The sequence below is a fragment of the Rothia sp. HMSC075F09 genome (assembly GCF_001810515.1).
Classification (GTDB): domain Bacteria; phylum Actinomycetota; class Actinomycetes; order Actinomycetales; family Micrococcaceae; genus Rothia.
Genome location: NZ_KV801786.1, coordinates 36983 through 61423, shown reverse-complemented (window position 1 = coordinate 61423; position 24441 = coordinate 36983). Strand labels below are relative to the sequence as shown.

Here is a 24441-nt window from a genome sequence, read left to right as displayed (position 1 = left end):
AACCGGTGCGGGGTCGATTTTTGTCTATATATAAGGAAGCGGGGGAGTAGGGGGCTCTCGGAAAGTGCTCGCCCGGAAGAGTTATCGAAAGAGCGGTTAAAGAAACCCACCCCGCACCATGAGGTCATGCGGGGTGGGCTGGGTAGGTGCCGAAGACACTCGAGGACATACCCTCCGGCTACCCGGACGCGCAGCGAGCCCATGCAGTGACTCCACGTGCGGCGCATCCCTTAACGGGGTCTAGAAAGCTAAAGAAACACCAAGATTAGCTCTCTAAACAAGCGCATAGCCGTACGGTGTGTAGACTATGCACACTTTTTGAGGACGTCTTCAATGCCCAAAATGGCCTTGAGTACGGTTTCAGTTTCAGTACCCAGCTTCTTGCGGGCTTCACCAGAAATGACGGCCTTCACGATGTTCTTGAAGGTCTTCCACTGCTTGAAGGCGTTAACGAGTGCCTTAATAAGCTTGTAAATGGCGATGCCCAGCTGAATGACAAACTTTGCAATACTGACAACGCAGGCAATAACACCAACGGGGGAGAGAGCTGCGTGGGCGCGTCCATCAGACTTACGAACAGCGGCCTTAGCGCTTGCAATCTGACGGCCTGCGTCAGTGCCCTGGACGGTGGTCAGGTTGCCCAGTGCGCTCTCAATGCCGCTATTAACGCGGTTGGAGGATCCAGGCTTCGCATACTTCAAACGGGCAGGTACCTGCTCTAGGCGGCGCAGGATCAGCTTGAGCTGCTGGTCGGCAGTCATTGCCTTCTGCGGGTGCGCCATCTGCTGTGCCTGCGCTGCGGGTGCAGCTACACAGCCGAGAGCGATGGTTGCGGTGCCTACGCCGAGTGCACGGAATGCCATGCGGCGATTCATCGTTGCGGACACTGGATCCCCCTTTGGATCTCTATGCGGTTTATCGGTGCTGTAATGTGCGGTGACTTTACGTCTGGGGCTCCGGAAGTGGCCCCGTGCAAGGTCCGGAAGTGACCTCACGCCCTCTATAGTACGGTGCTCAAAGAGGGGGCTTCAAGCTATTTCAGGGGGTATTTTCAGCCAGCTTTCATCTCTCCTTGTCAATCGCTAGAGGTTTATCAAATCTTTATATTTCTGCGTCGTCATAATTGCGTAGATATCTGCACTGAGAGAAAAATAAGCGTCTGACAAGCAGGTTTATTGTATTCCCAAGAATGAATATTTGCATCTACGTGCATTCTGGTCTGTAGTTGCTTTGCGTGGCAGAATTTTGTGGGTCGCTTGAAGGTTGAGACGAGTCTTGCTGAAGGGATGCGCCGCCAGATTCACCGAAGATGCACCACGGAGTCCATCGCAGGATTCACCACAGAATTTGCCGCAGGATTCACTGCAGAATTCGCCGTGCACTCTCTTGCGTTTTTGCACTCCGGGTAGCGCCTCCGTGTGCACCTTATATAGGCGCTGCAGAAAGTGCTGAAAATTTTTTGGAGATTTTTTGGACTGCCGTGAGGCGAGTGGGGGAGCGGAAAACGGATTTTCGGAACTCTTGTGAAGGGTCGTTCAAAGATCTTTGACTCTCTTTGGAGCAAAATTTTGGAAGATTCTGAAGAAAATCTGTAGAAATCAGAGCGGGAAATAGGGCTTCCTCGAGGCCTCTGTAGGTACCCAAAAGCCGCTAAAACCCCTCCAAAAGCCCCTGATGTGGGGTGTTGTGAAGAAATTTTAAAATTTTTTGAAGTTTTTCTGAATCCTCATTGACAAGCTTAAACACATATGTGTCAGGCTATAAATGGTCGAAAATGGGGGTCAAAATCGGGCAAAATCGAACAAAACGGTTTGCGCGCCTCCGCAAACCTGTCATAGACTAGTGGAGGTTCGAACGACGGGATGAAGAAAACGGAACCTGTTCGATCGACTAGGCCCCCATCGTCTAGCGGCCTAGGACGCCGCCCTTTCACGGCGGTAGCACGGGTTCAAATCCCGTTGGGGGTACTTGCAAATCATATCGATTTGCAAAGCCAAGTTAGATGATATAGAATTTACTTCTGTTGATTCCAACAAGGCCCCGTAGCGCAGTTGGTTAGCGCGCCGCCCTGTCACGGCGGAGGTCGCGGGTTCAAGTCCCGTCGGGGTCGCTCTGGCCGCGTAAGTTCAGATGATTATTCATCCGAAGACGCGGTCATTGCGTATCTAAAAGTAAATACGCAAGGCTCTGTAGCTCAGTTGGTAGAGCGTACGACTGAAAATCGTAAGGTCACCGGATCGACGCCGGTCGGAGCCACGAAATCCGCCTCCAGGCTTCTACAGTGGGGCGGGTTTTGTTTTTAAAAAACTTTGCGGTTCCAGATATTGCAAAACCGTCGAAAAGGCGGCATCTTGGGAATAAAACCCTGAGATGCCGCCTTTTTGTATATGGAAACAATGCCACGCCCACACTAGAAAGCCCCACCGCACCCATGACCGCCCAAAATTCAGCCGCACAAAATTCAACTCACCAACGCCTGGAGGACTCACCCCAAATTCCGTGGGCAAAAAATGCTGCTGTCGATAGTGCTCAGGCGGGCGGAATCCGCTTCGAGAACATCACCAAGAGCTACCCGAGCCGAACCGGTGAACCCACCACGGTACTGCAGAACCTGAATCTGCACATTCCCGCCGGTCAGATTACCGTGTTCGTCGGCCCCTCCGGATGCGGTAAAACCACTAGTCTACGCATGATTAACCGCATGGTTGAACCCAATAATGGCACCATCACCATTGACGGCGTGAACGTGCACGAGAAGAACCCCTACGAGCTGCGCCGCGGCATTGGCTACGTGATGCAGCAGGGCGGGCTCATGCCGCACCGTACCGTCGCGCAGAATATTGCCACCGTGCCGCGTCTGCTCGGTGCCTCCCGCAAGGAGGCGCAAGCTCGCGCCCTCGAACTGCTCGACGTGGTCGGTCTGGATTCTTCGTACGCCAAGCGCTACCCCTCCCAGCTTTCGGGCGGTCAGGTGCAGCGCGTTGGTGTGGCACGTGCTCTCGCCGCCGATGCGCCCGTCCTGCTGATGGACGAGCCGTTCTCCGCAGTGGATCCGGTAGTGCGCACCGACCTGCAGAAAGAGCTGCTACGCCTACAGGGGGAACTCGCCAAGACGATTGTGTTCGTCACCCACGACATTGATGAGGCGCTTCTGCTCGGCGATACAATCGCCGTCTTCGCGGAGGGCGGCCGCCTCGCACAGTTCGGTACTCCAGAAGAGATTCTCTACAGCCCCGCCGATGATTTTGTGCGCTCCTTCGTGAGTCGCTCCGTTGCCGGCCTGCTGGATGAGCAGACGGTGCGCCAGGCGCGTGCACGCCGACTTGCCGCCTCCCGAGAAGCGCAGAATGGTGCGGCAGAAGGCGAGAAAAGCGAATGAGTCTTCTAGGAAATGGTGTGCTCGCGGCACCACCTCTCACCGCGCATCCCCTAGTGGCATCACCCCTCGCCGCAAGCGACATGCACTGGGAATGGGTCGCCACCAACAGCCAGCGCATCCTCGAGCTGACCCTCAGCCACCTCTACCAGGGCGTCGTACCCGTCGCGATTGGCGCTCTCGTCGCGCTGCCGGTCGCCTACTACGCGAGCCGTCGCCGTGACCGCGGTTCCGAACGCCGCATCGGTGCGCGAACCCTCATCCACCTCTCCTCGCTGCTGTACACCATCCCATCGATCGCGCTGTTCGTACTGATGCCGCTCATTCTGGGCACCTCCATTATTTCCCCGCTGAACGTGCTCGTCGCCTTGAGTGTCTACTCCTTCTCGCTCATGGTGCGCTCCGGTGTGGATGCCTTCGACTCCGTACCCGATAGCGTGCATGAATCTGCACGCGCCCTCGGATACACGCCTCGACAGGCACTGATGGAGCTCTACCTGCCCCTCGCTACGCCCGTCATTATGGCGGGAATCCGCGTGGCAACCGTGGCAAATATTGCGATGGTATCCGTGGGTGCCCTTATCGGTGTGCCCTCGCTCGGCACGCTCTTCACCGACGGACTCGCGCGCAATATCCCTTCGGAAATCCTGGCTGGCGTAATCCTTAGCCTGCTGCTCGCGTTGGTCCTCGACCTGTTCCTTATCCTTCTGACGAGGGCATTTACGCCCTGGCAAGCGGCTACGGTTGCGAACCACCGCAGCCCCGAAAGGAAGGCGTAACCCGTGAACGTCATAGAACGAACCTTCGCCTACCTCATGGACGGCGCCAACTGGCAGGGAAGCGGCGGAATCCTCGTGCGCCTGCTCGAACACCTGAGCGTCACCGCCCTCGCCACCGCCTGCGCGGCACTCATCGTCGTGCCCCTCGGCCTCTGGGCTGGACACCACCGACCCTCCGACGGCACTAACCGCCGCCGCAGCAACCTGCTCATGAGCGCCGTAGCCGCCACCCGCGCGCTACCCGCGCTCGGTCTGCTCACCATCCTGGCGCTCTGGCTGGGCGTCTCAACCCTGCCCGCCCTCATCGTGCTCATTATTATTGCGGCGGCACCCCTGCTCGCCGGAGTTCTTGAAGGCCTCGCCGCCGTGCCGGAAGACCTCGTGGACGCAGCCCGCGCCCAAGGCCTGACCGAATGGCAGATTCTGACCCGCCTCGAAATCCCGCTCGCCGCCAACATGATGCTCGGCGGGCTCCGCTCCGCACTCGTGCAGGTCATCGCGACCGCGACCATCGTCGCCTACCTGAGCGGCGGAACCCTCGGCAGGTACCTTTTCGACGGGCTCGCCGTGCGCGATTACCCGCGCATGCTCGTCGCAACCCTGCTCGTAGCGCTTCTCGCCTTCGCCGTGGACGCGCTCATGGGCCTTGTGCAGCGTGCGCTCACCCCCGCGGGGCTCACCATCAACCGGAAGAAGGCATGAACCCGATGAATCAGACGCCTCAAACCTTCTCACGTCGCACTGCCCTAACCGCCGCCGGTGCACTCGGCATGGCGGGTATCCTCAGCGCCTGCGGGCTCAGCGGCGACAAAGTCTTCAGCGGCGAACACGAAGGAATCATCGTCGGCTCAGCCGCCTTCGCCGAATCCCAGATTCTCGCTGAAATCTACGCCGGAGCCCTCGCCCGGGCGGGATTCAATGCCCGCACCCAGCTGAGCATCGGCGCCCGCGAGGCGTACCTGGGGGCACTCGCCTCCGGTGCGGTGGACGTTATCCCGGACTACTCCGGAAACCTGCTGCTTTACCTGGACCCGAAGGCTACAGCTAACACTGCGCAGGAGATTCTGCAGGCGCTACCCGCCGCCCTCGGCACCCTCACCACGGGTGGCTCCGGGGCTGAAATCCGCGCCCTCAACGCCTCCGAGGCGGAGGATAAGGACTCGCTCGTTGTTACCGCGCAGACCGCCCAGAAGTACGGTCTGCGAAGCCTTGAAGACCTCGCCTCCCGCTGTACGAATCTGAGGCTCGGTGCCGCCCCGGAGTTTGCCGAGCGTGCCTACGGCATCCCGGGTCTGAAAGAGAAGTATGGATGCGTCCCCGCCGAGTTTGTGCCCCTCTCGGATGGCGGCGGCGCGCTGACCGTCAAGGCCCTGCTGGATGACACCGTGCAGGTGGTTGACCTCTACTCGACCACCCCCGCAATTGAGCAGAATCAGCTGGTGGTGCTGGAGGATCCGAAGAACATGATTCTGGCTCAGCAGGTGCTGCCCATTATCAACACGTCGCGAGTTCCCGACTCTGCGGCGGAGGTTCTGAATCGTGTCTCGGCGAAGCTCACTACCGCCGATTTGCGTACTCTCAATGACCGTGTTTCGGGTACCTCTAAGCAGGAGCCCGCGCAGGCGGCGGCTGCCTGGCTGAACGAGCACGGCTTCTAAGATTCTGCCTGATATTCCACATTAATTCCGCTACAGGAATGTCTATAAACAAAACCGACCTGGGAATATTCTAGAAATAGAATATTGCCAGGTCAGTTTAAATCATCCCGCCCCACAGGCTAGGGGAGAGGCGCGGAACCGCTTTTAGCCCTCAATCAGTAGCGCCAGAGCCTCATAGGGGCGCAGGCTCAGCGTCACCGTCTCAGCCGAATCAGATACAGCAGAATCCGCCGCAGCAGAATCGACCGCAGAATTCTTGTAATTACACACCAGCACGCGACCGGAACGAACGAACTCGGCCGGAACCTCAATCTCGGTCGGCTCACCGTAGAAGTTCGTCAGCACCAGCATGCGCTGTGCCGGGCTACCGTTCTCAGCACTAGTCTCAGCGGGCAGCTCACGCAGGTACGCAAACACCCGCTCGTGATCCAACGCGTAGGGTGCGTACGAACCCGCAGAGATGACCGGGTACTGCTTACGCAGGGCAATCAGGTTGCGGTAGTACGGCAGAATCACGCCGTCGCGTTCCTCATCCTCCACCGAAATACCGGCACCGGTCGCCGCATCACGCACCGGGGCGGGAGCCAGCCACGGCGACGTGGAACCAAAACCAGCAGTCGCCGAATCTGCGGTCCACTGCATCGGCACACGCGAATTATCGCGAGCCTTCGACGCCACAATCTCCAGGGCCTGTTGCTCGCTCAGGCTGCGCTCACGCAGCATCGCGTAGGCGTTGTGCGCCTCCACATCCACGTACTGCTCAATCGAGGAGTAGACCGGGTCAATCATGCCGATTTCCTCGCCCTGGTACACGTACGGGGTGCCGCGTAGCAGGTGAATCACGGTCGCCAGCATGGTTGCCGATTCGGCACGGTAACGCTCAACGTCACCAAAACGGTTCAGCGCGCGCGGCTGATCGTGGTTATTCCAGAACAGCGCGTTCCAGCCGCCGCCGGCCTGCATACCCAGTGCCCAATCGTTCAGGATCTGCTTCAACTTGGCAAAACGGAACGGCACCTTCGACCACTTCTCGCCGTTCTCGTAGTCCACCTTCAGGTGGTGGAAGCTGAACACCATGTCCAGCTCGTGGTTTGCCGGGTTGGAGTAGCCCACGCAGTTTTCGATGCTGGTCGAGGACATTTCGCCCACGGTCACGGTGTCATCATACTGACCGAAGGATGCGCGGTTCAGCTGCTGAATGCGGGTGTGCACAATCGGGGTGTCGGTGTATTGTGCCTTGTCCACGGTGCCTTCGGGGGCGTCGAGTAGCTCTTCACCCTTACCGATGACGTTAATGACGTCAAAGCGGAAACCGCGTACACCTTTCTCGTACCAGAAGTTCACGACCTTAAACAGTTCGTCGCGCACAGTCGGGTTGTACCAGTTCACGTCCGCCTGGGTGCGGTCGTACAGGTGCATATAGAACAGGGGCGTGCCGTGTTCATCCGTGTACTCGCCAAAGCGGGACCAGCAGGGGCCGCCGAACTTCGATTCCCAGTTGGTCGGTTCGCGCAGCTGACCATCCTCGGTGTATTTGCCGGGGCGAATGTAGAAGTAATCCCAGTACTCGCGCTCACCGGCGAGCGCACGCTGGAACCACTCGTGCTCGGTCGAAACATGATTGAGCACCATATCGAACATGACGCCCACACCGTGCTTGGCGAGGGCAGCAATCATCTCTTCGACGTCCTCCATGGTGCCCAGGTCGGGGTTGATGGCGTAGTAGTCGGAGATGTCGTAGCCGTTGTCGTTCTGCGGGGAGGCGAAGAACGGGTTGAACCACACCATGTCCACGCCCAGGGAAGCAATGTAGGGCACCTTCTCGATGACGCCGCGCAGGTCGCCGTAGGCGCCACCCGCCGAGGAGTAGAAGGACTTGGGGTACACCTGGTAGATGACGGAGGACGCGAAATCCTTGCCACCTGCCGGGGTGGTTGCAGGGCTGGTTGCCGGGGTGAGGGTGAGCGATGCGGTGGGTGCCTGTGTCATGGAAACCTTCTGAAATGTAAGCAGGGTTCAGCGTGTATAAATCAGTGTGTTGGAAACGAACCGCGCCGGTGCTGCGTGTGCTGCTACGTATGCACAGCGAGGCCCGTACGCGGCAGGCACAGCGGCCCGCCGCCTCCCGGTGCGTTCGCCGACTGAATATCGCCGCCCGGAACCTGGGCTCATTCCAGATTAGGGGGCATAATGGGGTGATGTCCCCCGTCTACCCCAAAGGGGGCAATTCTGCCGCAGATCCGGCACAACCCCCGTGGCCTCAACCCTCCCACCGATAGGCGGTTGCAGGCTCGTGCGCGTTTCGATGCATGAAACCAAAGTGACCCTGAGCTGAAGAGCGTTGGACGCCGCGCGTAAAATCAGTACTTGCATCACTACGGAAGGTAAAACAATGCCAGAACTGCGTTCACGTACTTCAACTCACGGCCGTAACATGGCTGGTGCCCGCGCCCTGTGGCGTGCCACCGGCATGGGCGATGACGACTTCGGCAAGCCCATTATTGCTATTGCGAACTCCTTCACCCAGTTCGTGCCCGGCCACGTGCACCTGAAGGACATGGGTGAACTGGTCGCCGGCGCGATTCGTGAGGCTGGCGGCGTCGCCAAGGAATTTAACACCATCGCTGTTGATGACGGCATCGCGATGGGTCACGACGGTATGCTCTACTCGCTGCCTTCCCGCGATCTGATTGCTGACTCGGTCGAGTACATGGTCAACGCGCACCGTGCCGACGCGCTGGTCTGCATCTCTAACTGTGACAAGATCACCCCCGGTATGCTTCTGGCGGCTATGCGCCTGAACATCCCCACCATCTTTGTCTCTGGCGGCCCCATGGAGTCCGGCGAGGGCATTGAGGGTATTGTTGAGCACCGCCTTGACCTGGTGGACGCCATGGTGATGGCTGTTGATGACAGCGTCAGCGACGCTGCGCTCGCCCAGATTGAGAAGAATGCGTGCCCGACCTGCGGTTCGTGCGCGGGTATGTTCACCGCGAACTCCATGAACTGCCTGAATGAGGCGATTGGCCTGGCGCTGCCCGGTAACGGCACCACCCTGGCTACTCAGGTTGCTCGTAAGGAGCTGTTCCTGGATGCTGGCCGCCGCATCGTTGAACTGTCCAAGCGCTACTACGAGCAGGATGACGAGTCGGTTCTGCCGCGCTCCATTGCGACCAAGGAGGCGTTCGAGAACGCTATGGCGCTGGATGTGGCGATGGGCGGTTCGACCAACACTGTGCTGCACACCCTGGCGATTGCTCATGAGGCGGGTGCTGACTTCACCCTGAAGGATATTGACCGTATTTCGCGTCAGGTTCCCTGCCTGGCGAAGGTTGCCCCGAACTCCACTAAGTACCACATTGAGCACGTGCACCGTGCCGGCGGTATTCCTGCCCTGCTGGGTGAGTTGAACCGTGCCGGCCTGCTGCACAAGAACGTTCATTCTGTTCACGCTGACTCGCTGGACGAGTGGCTGGACGAGTGGGATATCCGCAGCGGCAAGGCGAGCGAGAAGGCGAAGGAACTGTTCCTCGCTGCTCCCGGCGGCGTGCGCACCACTCAGGCGTTCTCCACCGCGAACAAGTACGAATCCCACGAGACCGACGCCGAGAACGGTTGCATCCGCGCCGTGGAGCACGCGTACACCAAGGACGGCGGTCTGGCGGTCCTGTACGGCAACATTGCCCAGAACGGCGCGATCATCAAGTCTGCTGGTATTGATGAGGAGCTGTTCCACTTCAAGGGCCGCGCCTTCGTGGTCGAGTCGCAGGACGAGGCTGTGCACGAGATTCTGTCGAAGAACGTGAAGGAAGGCGACATTGTTGTCATCCAGTACGAGGGTCCGAAGGGTGGCCCCGGCATGCAGGAAATGCTGTACCCGACCTCCTACCTGAAGGGTCTGGGCCTTGGCAAGAAGTGTGCGCTGATTACTGACGGTCGTTTCTCCGGTGGTACCTCGGGTATTTCTATCGGTCACGTCTCCCCGGAGGCGGCTGCTGGCGGCGCGATCGGCCTGGTGCAGACCGGTGACGAGATTGAGATTGACGTGAACAACCGCATCCTGCGTGTGAACGTTTCGGATGAGGAGCTTGCTGCTCGCCGCGAGGCGAAGGGCGCTGCACCGTGGCGTCCGACCAAGCCGCGTGAGCGTCAGGTATCGAACGCCCTGAAGGTGTACGGCATGCTGGCTGCTTCGGCTGATAAGGGCGGCGTGCGCATCCTGCCCGAGGACGCATAAGCCCCTCACGTATCGTGTGAGAATTTAATATCTTGCCCTGATGGGCTGGCGCCCCGTTCCGCGGTTTTTCTGCGGGCGGGGCGCTGTTCTTTGTTCGCGTATTTGTTTACCGTCGTGGGATACCCGGTGCGGCGTATTGCCTTGTCAGTTGCGGTGCAGTAGGGTGTAAGAAGGTATTTAGGTACCCGATTCACCGACTCAGCACAACCACTCAAACACAACGCAATTCGCAACCCTCACGAGGACGTATTCATGGTTACCCTGCCCGCACGCGCACAGCGTGCTTTTACTCGTCGTGCCCTGACGGCTCTTGCCTGTATCGGTGCGCTCGCTTTGAGCTCTTGCTCTGCTCAGCCGCAGGCTGATGATTCTGAAACCGCCCCGATGATGGTGGCGACTTCTTCTGCGCCCGTTGATGCAAAGACCCTGTTCACCGCGGCGGATGGCTCCTGGAAGCCGAATACTGTGCAGATCTCTGCCGGCCTGGATTCCCCGGTAACGTACGACTCGGTAGCGACCCCCACGGATGAGCCGAGCACGGACGCCGAGTACGAGGCGGCATACGCCTCGGCGAGTGGCTCTGCGAACACTATTGATGCGGGCACCCGCTGCGGTGTGACAAGCCTGCTGGGTGGTTCCGCCGGTATTTACGTGTATGACGGTTCGGATTGTGCCAAGGCTCAGGAGGCGGTGCGCCTCTTCAACAGCCGCAAGAACCAGGACGGCGCGGCGAGTGTTGAGTGGTACCAGTGCGCTACGAAGGTGCAGGGCCGCGACTACATTACGGGTGCCTGCTTCACGCAGGGTGGTAGCGTTGAGAAGCCGCGCCTGGCGCTGATTCCGGCACAGACCCGCATGCTGTCGGGTACGCTGACTTTCGCTGAAGCGTACGGTGGCGGCACTTTCGGTCAGGGTGATTCTGCGAAGACTGTTGAGGCGCTGCGTTTCACCAGCCCGGACTCTAAGGTCGCGTGTTCGGTGACCCCGTCAGGTGTGGACTGCCAGGCGCTGGTGGGCGTGACCCTGGAGGGCTGGGATGCCGCATCCGGTAAGGCGCAGCAGCGCGTGCACATGGTGCAGGGCCAGGCGCCCGAGGTGAGCCTGGTCGGTCAGACCGCCACCCCGGAGCCGGTGAATACCGAGGGTATTACTGCACTGCCGACCGGTCAGGTGGTGACCGCGTATGGTTACACCTGCAAGTCGGTGAATAGCGGTAAGGTGCATTGCGTGAGCGCGACGAATGGTTTCACGCTTGATTCGGTGGAGGTCGGTTTGGAACGCCGCTAGACCGAGCATAAAGGCGCGCCGCGAGTAGCTGCGCTCGTCTCCAAGGGTGATATACGAAGGTGCCCGGCGCCCCTCACAGAGGGGGTGCCGGGCACCTTCGGTATTTAACGTCGCTTAGCGGAAGTTGACGATGCGAACGTCCAGCTCGGAGGAGAGCAGCGGCTCCCATGCGGCAACAGCCTTCTGGAAGTGCTCGGCGCCCATGTGCTTTTCGAGTAGTTCCTGGGATTCCCATCGCTCGATGAATGCGAAGTCGGTGTCGGAGACGGCACCGAAGTCGTAGCTGACGTTGCCTTCGTCCTGGCGGCTTGCGGTCACGAGCGGTTCGATGGTCTTGAGGAATTCTTCGACGTGCTCGGGCTTGACGGATACTCCGGCGTAAACACCAATCATGGGGCTCTCCTTATGGGGTGGGCGGCGTGAGGCCGCGTTGTATATGACTCTTTTACCGTACACCTTCACCCCCGGTTCGGGGAGGCAATGGTCGTGGTTTTCTTGCGCTGTGGCGGCGGGTGAGAGGATTTTCGGCTGGCCCATTCGCTAACTGTAAAAAAGGTGTTTTATATTTGCGTGCCCCTTTCTTTTCGACCTATAAAAGAACGAGGACGATACACCGCATGAATGGAAGGAGAAGCGGTATGGCACACATGGGGGGTGACACTCATGGGATTTTCACCGGCGCATATCAAACGATGCACCCTGACTTGGGAGGCTCCCGACTATAGCGCCTCGTACCCTGCCGGGTACACGAATCAGGGCGTTGCTGTGATTGCGGTGGCTCAGGAGCATCGTACGGCGCAGGGTTTTTGCTATTCGGCGTTGTCGACGGTGGTTTTTATTTCTAAGCAGGACGGCACCCGCACGGTGGTGAATGAGGAGCTGATGCTTTTCACTCACGTTCATTCCCTGATGGAGTGCTGTGATGAGGTGCATCCGCGTCTGCTGGGCCGTGCCGTGCTTTCTGCGTGGGATGTGGTTCCTGAGCAGTACCGTCAGAACCTGGTGACGATTGCTGCTGACCGTAAGAATTTGAAGCATCTTTTCCGTGATTGCGACCAGTTGAAGGGGATTATGGAGTACCGCGCCTTTGAGAAGGTGCTGGACCCGTACGATAACCATTCTTTGGGTGAAGTGCATGTGAAGCTTGCTGGCACGCCCGCGTATGAGCGGATGCAGGCTGAGGTGTGTGCGGCACGTACCGCTGTGGATGAGATGGTGGAGGAGGCACTGACCCCTCGTCCGCTGGCTCAGCTGCAGGACTATAGCGTTTTCACGGATTGTTCGTTCCGTTCGACTCACAATAAGAAGTATCAGCGTGGCGGCCGTATGGGTATCGCCGGCGTGAGTGAGGACGGCTTCTATTTTCATGCCCACTATGATGGCGTGAACATTATGACCGGTGAGCTGTCTGCAATGTTGGCGGCTTATACGGTGTTCCATAGCGGTTCGCGCCGCCTGATTATTCATACGGATTCTTTGGGTGCGTTGACGTTTGTGTTGCGTTTGGCGCATAGCCGTTGGGCTTTTGAAGCCTGGGTTTCTGAGGGCATTCAGGATGAGCGTGTTGTGGCTCAGATGCGTGCTTTGACGGAGGCTATCCGCGAGAAGCGTGTGCTGGTGAAGCATGTTCCGGGCCATACGGGCCACGGTTTGCAGGAGAGTAGCGACTCTGTGTCGAAGATGCATCGCCATTTTCCGGGGCAGATTGTGGATAAGCGTCACCAGAGCGAGTTTAATCAGCGTTGCGAGTCGATTATTACTGCTTTGTCGGGTTGTGCGAAGGCTGTTCGCCTGCTTGCGCCGGAGTGGTTGCAGATTAAACCTTCTTCAATCCACACGGGAAACCGTTTATGGCGCTAAACTAGTCCAGGGTAGAAATGAACGCGCGATACATTCGCCGCATACGAAAGTATGCAATGTCGGAGGTGTCGCGTGTTTCTTTTTGCCCTTTTGCCTTTTCTGCATGCGCTTGTGTGCGGCGGGCCTGCAGCGATAGATGTACAGCGGTGGGGATAGAATTGTGTGAAGAATTTTTTTGATTCTCCCGATTTTCAGCGGGCGCACACTTTACTTATTCTTTGGGATCCAATTTATGCAGTTTCTTCCTCCTCCCGGTTCTTCTCTATATATCCCGCTGGTGGTGCTGTACGCGCTGACGGCGCTTTCGCCGGTGCTTTTTATCTGCCTCTACCTGCGGGAACGCCGTAGCGTGTTTGTCGGCTGGCTACTGATTGTGACCGTGGGGTTGCTGGGTACGAGCCTGGGCGCAATGGCGGTTGTGTCAGAGAACCAGATTTTGCTGGTGCTGGCGCTCCTCATTGTTATCATTCCGGTGATTCTTTCGCTTTTTACGCCTCTGGGTTTGACCGGTCTGTTCCTTTATAGCGGTGTGCGCCTTATTGCTCGTGAGGGTTTTTCGCTCACTAATTCTTTGGCATTGGCTGCCGGTGTCGCTCTTATTGTGGGGCCGTTCTTTGTTCCCGGTTCGGTGGAGAATGTTCCGTTTGGCGGCGTGTGGGGCACTATTTATTTCTATTTTTCGCTGGTGCTGACCTATTTCACTATCTACGCGGTGGGCTTTACTGTGGCGGCAGCGTTGAACCTGGTAAATTTCCGCCAGCAGGCTGACTATGTGGTGGTGCTTGGTTCGGGTCTTATTGGTGACCAGGTGACTCCGCTGTTGGCGGGTCGTATCGATCGCGGCATTGAAATTTACCGTAAGAACCCCGGCTCGAAGCTGATTATGTCTGGCGGTCAGGGCGCGGATGAGGAGGTGCCCGAGGGCGTGGCGATGACTCGCTACGCTGTATCCCGCGGCATTCCCGAGGCGGACATTATTGTGGAGGACCGCGCGGTGAACACCCGCGAGAACCTGCTCTTCTCTTACGCCTTGATGCCGGAGGTTGCCGAGGGTAAAACCCCGAAAGTTGCTGTGGTAACAACCAGCTACCACCTGTTCCGTGCGTTGCTGTTGGCACGTTCGCTGGGTCTGGAATGCTGGGGTGCGGGGGCTCGTACGAAGCTGTATTTTGCGGTGAATGCTTTTATCCGTGAGTTTATTGGGTATTTGAGTATTACTCGCCGTCGCCACATCATCACTTTGAGCCTGTGCACGGTTCTCTACATTGCAGTGGCGCTCTTCGTGTGGTATTTGTACTCCGCCGATTTGAAGGGCCCGGGCGAACCGATGTAGCATCCAGCTGCGGCTCTAGCCGGTAGCCCCGTCCTAATGTATAGCGCTGCTCTAGCATGTGGCCCGGCGCATCCCAGCGATGGTGCATACAAAAGCTCCCCTGATCTCGGTTAATCTGAGCTTCAGGGGAGCTTTGAGGTTATTTACCAGCGTGAGTGAACATAATCTTCACAATCGCGAGAACAATAACGGCGAAGGTGAGCCACACAGCGCTTCGGAAGGTACGCCAGCAGAGCGGTTCGCCGCGGTAGCGAGCAATCGCGAAGTTGAGGCTAAAAATACGCCACACCACGGTCGCAAGACAGAGGAGAATAGTGTAGTCAAAAATGATCTCGTAGGTGGCGCCGGGCGGTAGGATTGCCGCCAGAATCAGCAACAGCACGGGGTATACGGTCGTACCCAGAATCGGGCTTGCGTTGCCCAGCGCGTGCTTGACGAATTCTCGCGGCGGGGTGCCGCCGTGCAGTACCCGGTACTCCTGCATTTCTGCGATGACGTGGGCAATGTAGGTGGTCAGACCGGTACCCGTAATGTAGAGAATCGCGGTGCCGTCAAAGATAGCGTTCGCGTCGTAGACGCTCAGCAGAGCCGCCAGCACCAAGAAATTACCGTAGGTGTACGCGGAGATGCGGTGGGCTACATCGTGTGCATCGAGTTCAGCGAATTTGCGCCGTGCTTTACGAATTAGAAGGGGCAACCGATAGTCCTTTGGCGAGTGCGGGGATGAAAACTCAGACCCTGCGAGTGTGCGAAAAATAGTTTAGAGGAGCGATGACCACAGTCGGCAGAGGTTCTCCGTCATCTTGATGCGGCGCGGGCGCTCCGCCCACTGGGTGTACAGCAGCTCGGTGCAGACCTGCTCGTATTCGGCGCATACTTCATCCAGCATCGCCACCATTTTGCGGTCAATGACGAACGTTGACACTTCCATGTTCAGCGAGAAGGAACGCGGGTCCATATTGGACGAGCCAATGAACGCGATTTCGTCGTCGACCATCATGAACTTGGAGTGCAGCACGGTCGGGCTGGGGTACTGCAGAATACGCACACCCGCCTGCAACAGCTGCTCGTAGTAGGAACGCTGCGCCATGTTCGGCAGGAACTGGTCGCCCTTCTCGCACACAATCACGGTGGTTTCAATACCGGAGTATGCGGCGTTCGTGAGTGCCTGCAGTAGGGTCTCTTCGGGTACGAAGTAGGGTGAGCAGATGGTGATACGCCGCTCGGCGTTGTAGATCAGGTAGTTAATGAGGCGCAGGTTGTTTTCGGTTTCAAAACCGGGGCCGGAGGGCACAACCTGGGCGCGCATCCCATCCTTGTAGTAGGGGATATTGGTGTTAATTTCTGCCAGGATCAGCTGGTTCGTTTCGGAGTACCAGTCGGAGACGAAAACGGCGTTGAGCTCTTCAACGATGGGGCCGGTGCAGGAGAAGGTCAGGTCCTTCCACTCCAAGCCCTTCTTAATGTTTTCGGGCATGTCGTAGGAGCGGTGAATAGCGTTCTGCGAACCGGAGAACGCGACGCGTCCGTCCACGACGAGGACCTTGCGGTGGTTACGCAGGTCGGGTCGCTGCCACTTGAGTTTCCACGGTTTGAGCGGCAGCATGAGGCGCCACTGCATACCCGAGTCGTTGAGCATTTTCACGAGTTTCTTATAGGACGGGTATTTGCAGGAGCCGATGTGGTCGAGGAGTACGCGCACCTGTACACCGCGTTCGTGGGCTGCGAAGAGGGCGTCCCAGAGGACTGCGCTCGCCTCGTCGTAGGCGGTGATGTAGAACTCGAAGTGCACGTATTTGGTGGCGCGGTCGACTTCTTCCGCCATGGCGACCATTGCCTCGTGGTTGTCGGTGTGGAGGGTGAATTGGTTGCCGCCGACCAGGGGGAGTGAGCCCAGGGTGTAGTTGAGCTGGCTGGCTGCCTTTGCGGGGTCGGAGAGGTCGTCGGTGCGGGTGAGGAAGGGCTTGTTCTCGCTGACTTCGCGGATCAAGTCGTTCATGGCGTGTTGGCGTGCGCGGCGGTAGGCGGGCAGGCGCGAGGAGCCGAAGACGAGGAATGCGATGAACCCTACGAAGGGGATGAAGAAGATGGCCATGAGCCAGCCCAGGGCAACCACGGGTTTGCGGTTGTAGGGGAGCCAACAGAGGGCTGCGAGTCGGATGAGGATATCGGCTATGCCGAGTGCGAGGCGTAGCCAGTCGGGCAGGAAGTCGAGGTAGGCGGGGGCAAACAAGTTCATCCCTCTATTATGCCGGTATTTCGTGTGGGTTTGGGGGAGCGGGTTTGCCGCTTTGTAGCGCGATGTGTCGGTGGTGTGTTCCGGGGGGGGGTCTTAGCTGGCTATGCTATGAGCTTTAACGCTAAAAAAATGCACTTGAGCATTGTGTGCAGTGGTGAAATAATTGCAGTTATGCAGAAAAAGGAACAGAGTCTTCGCGAACGCCGCCGCGAACAAACCTGGACGGCAATCCACGAAGCAGCCCTCAAACGCGTCCGCGACCATGGGATGCGCGGAACCACCGTTGAAGAAATCGCCCAGGAGGCGGGCGTCTCCCCGCGTACCTTCTTCAACTACTTCCCCTCTAAAGAGGATGCCGTCCTGGGTCTGCGCGAACCGGTGGTCAGCGAGGAAATCCTCGAAACAGACCGTGCCCACGAGGATGACAACACGATCATTCGTGTAACCCACCTTCTCTGGGAGGTCATTTTCCAGAGCTTCCACTACGCCAAGGGCAAGGACCCTCGAGCTCCCTATCAGGAGTTCCCCGAGTCCGCGAAACGAATGAAGATGCACTACATGAAGTGCGAACAGGTGCTCACCGAGTACCTGAACACCATCGACTGGGTGGCTTTTGATGCTGCTGGTCGCCGCGGCCCCTTCCCGCGCCGAAACCCGGCTGACCCGCTGACCGATCACTTCCGCGAGCGATCGCGCGCAAAGGTCCAGCTTGCCTCCGCGGTGCTTCGTCAGCTGGAGTTTGCCCGCGACCTGGAAGACAAAGAGGATATCGCCCGCCATATCCGCCAGACGGTGAAGACCTTCCAGTTCCTGCTTTTTGAGCAGAACCGACCGGCAATCTAGCGGCGGTTCACTGCTACAAATGACAAAAGCCCGCCGGAAACCGAATCGGAGGCCCCGAATCGAGGTAACCGAATCCAGAGCCCGGCGGATACTCACAACAGACATATATAGAACGTAACTAAGGATTAAACGATGAGTACAGAGGAAAAGAATCTACCTCAGCCGCCAGCCGGTGAGGCTAAGCAGGAAAGTAAAAACCGCATCCGCGCCATGTTCCTGGGCCTGGTCATTGTGATGCTCATGTCCTCGCTGAACCAGACGATTCTGGCGCCGTCGCTGCCCACGATCGTTGGTGAGCTTCACGGCGTGGAGCACATGAGCTGGGTGATTACCATTTTCATCCTGCTTTCGACGATTACGATGCCGGTCTACGGCAAGCTTTCTGACCAGTTCGGACGCAAGCCCTTCCTGATTTTTGCGATTGTTGCTTTCATGGCGGGTTCGATTGTTGGTGCGCTCGCTCAGGACATGAACTGGCTGATTTTTGCTCGTGCCCTGCAGGGTCTGGGCGGTGGCGGTCTGATGATTCTTTCTCAGGCTGTGATTGCTGACGTGATCCCTCCCCGCGACCGCGGCCGCTACATGGGTATTATCGGTGGCGTTTTTGCTTTCTCGTCGGTGGCTGGTCCGCTGATTGGTGGCTGGATTACTGAGGGTCCGGGTTGGCGTTGGGCGTTCTGGCTTAATCTGCCGTTGGCTATTCTGTCGATTCTTGCGGTGATTTTCTTGCTACCGCACCGCCCGTTCCGTGACCGTGAGAAGCACAGTATCGACTACCTTGGTTCGCTGATTCTGATGGCGGGTACGAGTGCGCTGGTGCTTGCCACGATTTGGGGTGGCAACCAGTACGAGTGGACCTCGCCCGAGATTATTGGTCTGCTGGTCTTCTCTGTGGTTGCTGCGCTGGTGTTTATCCCGGTGGAGAACCGTGCGGCTGAGCCGGTCATGCCCATGTACCTGTTCAAGAATCGTAACTTCCTGCTGACTCTGGGCGCTTCGCTGGCGCTGGGCGTGGCAATGTTCGGTGCGGTGGAGTACATCCCGACTTATCTGCAGATGGCGCTGGGTGTGAGCGCTACGGTGGCCGGTCTGCTGATGATCCCGATGATGGGCGTCATGCTGGTGGTGTCCATTGTGACGGGCCGCGTGGTGTCGAAGAGCGGTCGCTACAAGCGTTACGTGACGAGCGGTACCGCGATTGTGGCGCTGGGCCTGTTCCTGCTGTCGACCGTGACTATTGAGACTCCGACCTGGCTGTTCTGTGTGTACCTTGCGGTGATGGGTGCCGGTCTGGGTATGTCCATGCAGTTCTTGACTCTGATTGTTCAGAACGCGTTCCCGGTGAGTGTGGTTGGTACCGCGACGGCGTCGAATAACTTCTTCCGTCAGGTGGGTGCTACTGTGGGTGCCTCGCTGGTGGGTGGTCTGTTTACCTCGCGTCTGACCTCGCTGATTTCTGAGCGTATGCCGCAGCAGGCGCTGCAGTCTTCGGGTAGCCATGCGTCTTCGTCTCTGACTCCTGAACTGGTGGCGTCTTTGCCGGAGCCGGTGCACGGCATCATTGTGAATGCGTATAACGATGCGCTGATTCCGCTGTTCCTGTACCTGGTGCCGCTGGGTCTGGTGTCTACGCTGCTTCTGCTCTTCATTCGTGAGGACGCGTTGGCGACGACCCTGGAGACTGAGCCGGCTGTTGATATTGCTCGCGCGGCGACCGGTGCGATTCCGGTGATTACTCCGGAGATGGCTGCTAAGGACGCTCAGGATTTGAAGAGCATGCACGGCTCTGCTCGTGCTCGTATTAATGAGTCGTTGAGCTCGGAGGCTTCGCCTGATTCGGAGCCTAACGCTAAGAGCTAGGGTCTTAGCACTAGACGCGGAGGCGTTGCCTTCCTGTATAAGTGGCGCCCCGGTGCGAGTCGTGTGCTCGTGCCGGGGCGCCGCTTTTGGCTGAGTTGCCTTAACCAGTGCGCTTAAGAGGTGTGCCTTAGTGCTTGGTTTAGGGGTTGGAAGTGTTGGTTTAGTCCCTTAAATAGTGGGTTTACGTGGTGTTTTGCCCCATTAAAGCGCTTATCGAAAAGGTTATTACGTCCCTATGTCGAGAGAATTGTTTCCGATGTAAAATTTTCGTAAAAATTGTTAATCCGCCCCTTTTCCCCGGTATTCCGGGGCATTTTTTTACCCAGCTCCCTTTTAGCTTGCATACAGGCTGTTCTAAGGGGTGAAAGTGCCCAATGTGGGTTTGGTGGAAGTGTTACAGGCTATATAAGATAAAGTACATATGCTCCTAGTGACAGTCATCACGAAGCAGTGCGCTAGGACAGCATGACACACATGCCTTAACACCGACATCTACACAAGGAGGGGAACCGTCCCATGTTTAGGTACATCCTCCAGCGATCGCTGACGTACCTCGTCATGGTCTTTATTACGACCACGATGGGTTACTTTGCAGCGGTTACTGCCCTGAAGCCTGCCCTCTTGGAGCAGGAAAAGGTTCCGAAGCCTAGCCCCGAGCAGGTGAACCGTAACTTCGCATCCCTGGGTCTCGATCCCGAAATGAACCCCTGGGACCGCTACGTTCAGTGGCTGACCAATGTGGTCACCAAGTTCGATTGGGGCCGTAGCCCCAACGGCGCGTACATTAACCAGGAATTTGGCCAGCGCGTGTGGGTTTCTACCCGCCTGCTGCTGGTGGCTACCATTCTCTCGATTGTGATTGGTATTGCCCTGGGTGTGTACTCGGCAGCTCGCCAGTACAAGTTCTCTGACCGTGTTATCACCGGTTACTCCTACCTGGTCTACATCATCCCCGCTCCCGTTGCTTACTTCGTGGTGCAGCAGGGCGCGACCACTATCAACAACATCGCCGTTGCTAATGGTGGAGAGAAGATTTTCTATGTGACCGGTATTTCGACTCCGGGTCTGACCGGATTCTGGGAAATCACCATGGATATGGCGGCGCACTACGTCGTGCCGACCTTCTGTATGACCATCTTCGGTTGGGCTGGTTACCAGATTGCACAGCGTCAGTACCTGCTCGATAACGTGAACGCTGACTTCGTGCGTACCGCTCGTGCTAAGGGCTTGACCCGTAACCAGGCGATTACTCGCCACGCACTGCGCGTCTCCTTCATCCCCGTGGCACAGTCCATCGCGTACCAGATTCCGATGATTTTTGCGGGTGCATTCTTCGCCGAGACCGTCTTTGCATGGCCCGGTATCGGTAAGTGGTCGATTGACTCCATTTCCGCGCAGGACGTGAACGCTGCGACCGTGACCCTCGCGTACGGTTCTGCACTGTTCGCTGTCGGTGCGATCATCGCTGATATCGCTACCACCATCGTCGACCCCCGAGTGAGGATCTCATGAGTCAGGTAACTGCAACTTCCTCCGTACCGGTGGTACAGGAGAACGGTGACTTCAAGGTCATCAACAAGAGCGTTATTATTCTGCGCCGCTTCCTGCGTAACAAGGCTGCAGTCTTCGGTCTGTGCGTGTTCATCGGCATGGGTCTGTTCGGTCTGTTCGGTAAGTACCTGACCAAGTACAAGCCCAACGACATTGACTACATGGCGCTGGGTGAAGGCCCCTCGGCCGAGCACTGGTTCGGTACCACCATCGCGGGTAATGACGTGTTCGCCATGATGTCTGAGGCCGTCTGGACCTCTCTCCAGATTGGTGTGGTCGTCGGTTTGGCCACTGTGTTCATCTCCGCAGTTTACGGTTGTGTGATGGCGTACTTCGGCGGCTGGATTGACAAGATCATGCTGTTCATCCTCGAGACCCTGATCATGGTTCCCTCGCTGCTGATTCTGGCAATTCTGATTAACGGTCAGGTTGGTAAGCAGATTCAGAAGAGCGTCCCCACCTGGGTTCTGCTCTCTGCAGTGCTGATTGCCTTCGGCTGGATGGGTAGCGCCCGTGTTATTCGTGCAATGGCGCAGTCCCTCATCAACCGCGACTTCGTGAAGGCTGCACGCTACATGGGTGTGCACCCCTTCAAGATTGTGATGCGCCACCTGGTTCCGAACATTGGCTCCCTGCTGGTTCTGAACTTCACCAGCGGCATCATGGGCGCTGTGCTCTCTGAGGTCGCTTACTCCTTCATCGGCATCGGTATTAAGTACCCCAACTACTCGCTGGGCTCGCTGATTTCGGATGCTTCGCAGCAGATTAACACCCTGCCGCACATGTTCTGGTTCCCGGTTCTGTTCTTCTTCCTGCTGGTTGGTCCGCTGGCCCTCATGAACGACGGTCTGCGTGACGCATTCGACCCGACTTCGATGTCGGTCGGTAAGATCAAGAAGTCCAAGAAGAACGAGAAGGCAGAGGCACCTGCTGCCGCTGCAAAGGAGGCGAAGAACTAATGAGTACCTCTCCCGTTCTGAGCGTTAAGGACCTCAACGTCCGCTTCAACACTGAGAATGGCATCGTGCATGCTGTTCGCGGTGTGAACTTTGACCTGTACCCCGGTAAGACCCTGGGTATTGTGGGTGAGTCCGGTTCCGGTAAGTCCGTTGCCTCCATGGCGATTATGGGTCTGCACCCGACTACCGCTGACATCACCGGTTCGGTCAAGTACAACGGCACCGAGCTGCTGGGCTTGAGCGATAAGGAAATGTGCGCATACCGCGGCAAGGAGATCTCTATGATCTTCCAGGATCCGCTGTCCTCGCTGACCCCCGTGTACACCATTGGTGATCAGATTGCTGAGGTGCTCAAGGTCCACAACAAGGGCATGAGCAAGCAGGCTATCAAGGACCGTTCCATCGAACTGATGCGTATGGTGGGTATTCCCTCGCCGGCTGACCGCCTGCGTTCCTTCCCGCACGAGTTCTCCGGTGGTATGCGTCAGCGCATCATGATCGCTATGGCGATTGCGAATGACCCCCGCGTGCTCATCGCCGATGAGCCCACCACCGCACTGGATGTGACCATTCAGGCGCAGGTGTTGGAGGTTATGCAGAAGGCCCAGGAAGAGACCGGCGCAGCGACCATCATGATTACCCACGACCTCGGTGTTGTGGCTGGTATGGCTGACGACATTCTGGTGATGTACGCCGGTAAGCCGGTGGAGATTGCGAAGGCAGAAGACCTGTACAAGCATCCCTCCCACCCGTACACCATCGGTCTGCTGGGTGCGGTCCCGCGTGTGGACCGTTCCGAGAAGGTCTCCCTGGTTCCGATTGAGGGTACCCCTCCGAACCTGATTAACCCGGTGACCGCGTGCTCCTTCCGCCCGCGTTGCCCCATCGCTAAGAGCGGTGGCCAGTGCTGCCAGGACTCCAACGGCGAGCCCGATCTGCAGCTGCTGGAAGGCGTTGGCGAGGGCCACTACTCCTCCTGCACCATCTCTCAGGAGCTGGTCGGTAAGACCGCAGACGAGCTGTACCCGGTTCCGGAACCCCCGGTATCGAAGTACGACGGTATTCCGCGTGAGGAGCGTGCCCCCGTCCTGGAGGTCCGCAACGTCAAGAAGCACTTCCCGCTCATGAAGGGTGCGCTGATTAAGCGCCGCGTGGGCACTGTGAAGGCTGTGAACGGCCTGTCCTTCGATATTCGTGAGGGCGAGTGCTTCTCCATCGTGGGTGAGTCCGGTTGTGGTAAGACCACCACCCTGCTGGAAATCATGGAGTTCAACAAGAACACCGACGGTGAGATTCTGATTAACGGAACCTCCACCAAGGACGGCAAGTCCGCAGGTGAGATTCTTGAGCTGCGTAAGAACCAGCAGATGGTGTTCCAGGACCCCACCGGTGCTCTGGATCCGCGCTTCACCGTTTACGAGGTGCTGGCTGAGCCCCTGGAAAACCAGGGCATGAACAAGGCAGACATCAAGAAGCGCGTCATCGAGCTGATGCACATTGTGGGTCTGCAGCCTGACCACGTGAACCGCTTCCCGAACCAGTTCTCTGGTGGTCAGCGTCAGCGTATCGGTATTGCTCGTGCGCTTGCTGTGAACCCCAAGCTCGTGGTTCTGGATGAGCCGGTGTCCGCACTGGACGTGTCCGTCCAGGCTGGTGTGATTAACCTGCTGGAGGAGCTGCGTGCAAACCTGGGCCTGAGCTACCTGATGGTTGCTCACGACCTCGCGGTGATTCGCCACGCATCCGACCGCGTTGCAGTGATGTACCTGGGTCGTATTGTTGAGATTGGTGACGTCGACCAGGTGTTCGACAACCCGATCCACCCGTACACCCGTGCACTGCTCTCGGCAATTCCGGTTCCGGATCCCGAGGTTGAGGCAAAGCGCCACCGCATTATGCTTGAGGGCGACCTGCCCACTCCGGTGAACGCGCCTAAGGGTTGTGGCTTCTCGAGCCGTTGCCCGGTCTTCAAGCTGCTGCCTGAGGACAAGAAGCGTCGTTGCCTGGAGGAGATGCCGGAACTGACCCCCGTTGAGGGCCAGGATCACGGTTATGCTTGCTACTACCCTGAGGCTGAGGCCGCTACGGTGTAGCTCTAGAGTCGGCTGAATAAGTCGCATGTGTGCCGAGGGGCGAATATTCGTTGAATATTCGCCCCTCGGGTTTTTTAATGCCCGGTACTGGTGAGGCGCGTGCAGCTTGAGATTGTCACCTGGTGAGACGGCGGGAGCCTCAGAATGTGGCGCTTGGCACTGAAACCAGCAAGAAAACAGGAAAAACTGCACTGACTAGGCGTAACCTTTCTCACCATTCAAGATATGAATATTTATAGGCGAGCTTCTATACCGCGGGTAAGCCATAATTAAGCCTGTGGGTGCGCCGCTAGGGGCGTGCCTCAAGGAACACATTCATAGACCGGCACTAATTCATCGCTCACCGCACCCTAATTGCGGCGCATG

General features: G+C 57.9%; 18 protein-coding genes and 3 tRNA genes. 16 read left to right on the top strand and 5 right to left on the bottom strand.

Features of this window, described 5'->3' with window-relative positions; all coding sequences use genetic code 11:
• Positions 1–305: 305 nt before the first annotated feature.
• The gene (locus HMPREF2749_RS04840) at positions 306–887 is read right to left on the bottom strand and encodes a hypothetical protein (RefSeq protein WP_049358906.1); all 582 of its coding nucleotides are present in this window, start codon (positions 885–887) and stop codon (positions 306–308) included.
• Between the two features lie 1007 nt (positions 888–1894).
• Here HMPREF2749_RS04840 and HMPREF2749_RS04835 point away from each other — a divergent pair.
• The 7 genes from HMPREF2749_RS04835 to HMPREF2749_RS04805 all read left to right on the top strand — a co-directional run bounded on the left by HMPREF2749_RS04835 (position 1895) and on the right by HMPREF2749_RS04805 (position 5813).
• Positions 1895–1967: transfer RNA gene (locus tag HMPREF2749_RS04835), tRNA-Glu, on the top strand.
• Between the two features lie 69 nt (positions 1968–2036).
• Positions 2037–2110, top strand: a tRNA-Asp gene (locus tag HMPREF2749_RS04830).
• Between the two features lie 73 nt (positions 2111–2183).
• Positions 2184–2256 (top strand) — tRNA-Phe (locus tag HMPREF2749_RS04825).
• Positions 2257–2431: 175 nt separating this feature from the next.
• Positions 2432–3379, top strand: a complete 948-nt coding sequence (locus HMPREF2749_RS04820) for an ABC transporter ATP-binding protein (protein WP_070593571.1) — start codon at positions 2432–2434, stop codon at positions 3377–3379.
• A complete protein-coding gene (locus tag HMPREF2749_RS04815; RefSeq protein ID WP_070593570.1) occupies positions 3376–4155 on the top strand; it encodes an ABC transporter permease in 780 nt (259 codons plus the stop codon). The genes HMPREF2749_RS04820 and HMPREF2749_RS04815 overlap by 4 nt, the downstream gene beginning before the upstream one ends.
• A 3-nt stretch (positions 4156–4158) precedes the next feature.
• Entirely contained in the window at positions 4159–4857 is a 699-nt protein-coding gene (locus HMPREF2749_RS04810; RefSeq protein WP_044150830.1) for an ABC transporter permease, read from the top strand.
• A 5-nt stretch (positions 4858–4862) separates the two neighbouring features.
• Positions 4863–5813, top strand: a complete 951-nt coding sequence (locus HMPREF2749_RS04805; protein WP_070593580.1) for an ABC transporter substrate-binding protein — start codon at positions 4863–4865, stop codon at positions 5811–5813.
• 144 nt (positions 5814–5957) lie between these two features.
• On the opposite strand, the gene HMPREF2749_RS04800 is transcribed toward HMPREF2749_RS04805, so the two are convergent.
• Positions 5958–7802, bottom strand: a complete 1845-nt coding sequence (locus HMPREF2749_RS04800) for an alpha,alpha-phosphotrehalase (protein ID WP_070593569.1) — start codon at positions 7800–7802, stop codon at positions 5958–5960.
• Positions 7803–8205: 403 nt separating this feature from the next.
• On the opposite strand from HMPREF2749_RS04800, the gene ilvD reads away from it, so the two are divergent.
• Together ilvD and HMPREF2749_RS04790 are read left to right on the top strand one after the other, a co-directional pair.
• A complete protein-coding gene (gene ilvD, locus HMPREF2749_RS04795) occupies positions 8206–10050 on the top strand; it encodes a dihydroxy-acid dehydratase (RefSeq protein WP_070593568.1) in 1845 nt (614 codons plus the stop codon).
• Positions 10051–10302: 252 nt separating this feature from the next.
• On the top strand, positions 10303–11337 hold the full coding sequence (locus HMPREF2749_RS04790) for a hypothetical protein (RefSeq protein ID WP_049338253.1): 1035 nt from the start codon (positions 10303–10305) through the stop codon (positions 11335–11337).
• 114 nt (positions 11338–11451) lie between these two features.
• Here HMPREF2749_RS04790 and HMPREF2749_RS04785 read toward each other — a convergent pair whose 3' ends face one another.
• Positions 11452–11730: a putative quinol monooxygenase gene (locus HMPREF2749_RS04785; RefSeq protein ID WP_049338252.1), complete on the bottom strand. Its 279-nt coding sequence runs from the start codon at positions 11728–11730 to the stop codon at positions 11452–11454.
• Positions 11731–12000: 270 nt separating this feature from the next.
• Between HMPREF2749_RS04785 and HMPREF2749_RS04780 the strand changes: the two genes are divergently transcribed.
• Together HMPREF2749_RS04780 and HMPREF2749_RS04775 are read left to right on the top strand one after the other, a co-directional pair.
• Complete coding sequence (locus tag HMPREF2749_RS04780) at positions 12001–13197, top strand: RNase H family protein (RefSeq protein WP_049338251.1); 1197 nt, start codon at positions 12001–12003, stop codon at positions 13195–13197.
• 232 nt (positions 13198–13429) lie between these two features.
• Positions 13430–14530, top strand: a complete 1101-nt coding sequence (locus tag HMPREF2749_RS04775) for a YdcF family protein (protein ID WP_239661596.1) — start codon at positions 13430–13432, stop codon at positions 14528–14530.
• 139 nt (positions 14531–14669) lie between these two features.
• Here the strand turns inward: HMPREF2749_RS04775 and HMPREF2749_RS04770 are convergent, their stop codons facing one another.
• Complete coding sequence (locus HMPREF2749_RS04770) at positions 14670–15227, bottom strand: hypothetical protein (RefSeq protein ID WP_049340248.1); 558 nt, start codon at positions 15225–15227, stop codon at positions 14670–14672.
• A 63-nt stretch (positions 15228–15290) separates the two neighbouring features.
• Positions 15291–16769: a cardiolipin synthase gene (gene cls / locus HMPREF2749_RS04765; protein WP_049338249.1), complete on the bottom strand. Its 1479-nt coding sequence runs from the start codon at positions 16767–16769 to the stop codon at positions 15291–15293.
• Between the two features lie 171 nt (positions 16770–16940).
• Here cls and HMPREF2749_RS04760 point away from each other — a divergent pair, with 171 nt between their 5' ends.
• The 5 genes from HMPREF2749_RS04760 to HMPREF2749_RS04740 all read left to right on the top strand — a co-directional run bounded on the left by HMPREF2749_RS04760 (position 16941) and on the right by HMPREF2749_RS04740 (position 24075).
• Entirely contained in the window at positions 16941–17612 is a 672-nt protein-coding gene (locus HMPREF2749_RS04760; protein ID WP_246823503.1) for a TetR/AcrR family transcriptional regulator, read from the top strand.
• A 132-nt stretch (positions 17613–17744) separates the two neighbouring features.
• Positions 17745–19472, top strand: a complete 1728-nt coding sequence (locus tag HMPREF2749_RS04755; RefSeq protein WP_070593566.1) for an MDR family MFS transporter — start codon at positions 17745–17747, stop codon at positions 19470–19472.
• Positions 19473–19988: 516 nt separating this feature from the next.
• Entirely contained in the window at positions 19989–20984 is a 996-nt protein-coding gene (locus HMPREF2749_RS04750) for an ABC transporter permease (RefSeq protein WP_005507218.1), read from the top strand.
• The gene (locus HMPREF2749_RS04745; protein WP_005507216.1) at positions 20981–21982 is read left to right on the top strand and encodes an ABC transporter permease; all 1002 of its coding nucleotides are present in this window, start codon (positions 20981–20983) and stop codon (positions 21980–21982) included. The genes HMPREF2749_RS04750 and HMPREF2749_RS04745 overlap by 4 nt, the downstream gene beginning before the upstream one ends.
• Positions 21982–24075: an ABC transporter ATP-binding protein gene (locus HMPREF2749_RS04740; RefSeq protein WP_070593565.1), complete on the top strand. Its 2094-nt coding sequence runs from the start codon at positions 21982–21984 to the stop codon at positions 24073–24075. The genes HMPREF2749_RS04745 and HMPREF2749_RS04740 overlap by 1 nt, the downstream gene beginning before the upstream one ends.
• The last annotated feature ends 366 nt before the right edge of the window (positions 24076–24441 follow it).

Coding starts and splice junctions, on each gene's coding strand:
- HMPREF2749_RS04800 (WP_070593569.1), bottom strand. CDS start 7,802: ATGACACAGGCACCCACCGCATCGCTCACCCTCACCCCGGCAACCAGC.
- HMPREF2749_RS04820 (WP_070593571.1), top strand. CDS start 2,432: ATGACCGCCCAAAATTCAGCCGCACAAAATTCAACTCACCAACGCCTG.
- cls (WP_049338249.1), bottom strand. CDS start 16,769: ATGAACTTGTTTGCCCCCGCCTACCTCGACTTCCTGCCCGACTGGCTA.
- HMPREF2749_RS04760 (WP_246823503.1), top strand. CDS start 16,941: ATGCAGAAAAAGGAACAGAGTCTTCGCGAACGCCGCCGCGAACAAACC.
- HMPREF2749_RS04785 (WP_049338252.1), bottom strand. CDS start 11,730: ATGATTGGTGTTTACGCCGGAGTATCCGTCAAGCCCGAGCACGTCGAA.
- HMPREF2749_RS04815 (WP_070593570.1), top strand. CDS start 3,376: ATGAGTCTTCTAGGAAATGGTGTGCTCGCGGCACCACCTCTCACCGCG.
- ilvD (WP_070593568.1), top strand. CDS start 8,206: ATGCCAGAACTGCGTTCACGTACTTCAACTCACGGCCGTAACATGGCT.
- HMPREF2749_RS04745 (WP_005507216.1), top strand. CDS start 20,981: ATGAGTCAGGTAACTGCAACTTCCTCCGTACCGGTGGTACAGGAGAAC.
- HMPREF2749_RS04775 (WP_239661596.1), top strand. CDS start 13,430: ATGCAGTTTCTTCCTCCTCCCGGTTCTTCTCTATATATCCCGCTGGTG.
- HMPREF2749_RS04755 (WP_070593566.1), top strand. CDS start 17,745: ATGAGTACAGAGGAAAAGAATCTACCTCAGCCGCCAGCCGGTGAGGCT.
- HMPREF2749_RS04805 (WP_070593580.1), top strand. CDS start 4,863: ATGAATCAGACGCCTCAAACCTTCTCACGTCGCACTGCCCTAACCGCC.
- HMPREF2749_RS04750 (WP_005507218.1), top strand. CDS start 19,989: ATGTTTAGGTACATCCTCCAGCGATCGCTGACGTACCTCGTCATGGTC.
- HMPREF2749_RS04790 (WP_049338253.1), top strand. CDS start 10,303: ATGGTTACCCTGCCCGCACGCGCACAGCGTGCTTTTACTCGTCGTGCC.
- HMPREF2749_RS04740 (WP_070593565.1), top strand. CDS start 21,982: ATGAGTACCTCTCCCGTTCTGAGCGTTAAGGACCTCAACGTCCGCTTC.
- HMPREF2749_RS04780 (WP_049338251.1), top strand. CDS start 12,001: ATGGGATTTTCACCGGCGCATATCAAACGATGCACCCTGACTTGGGAG.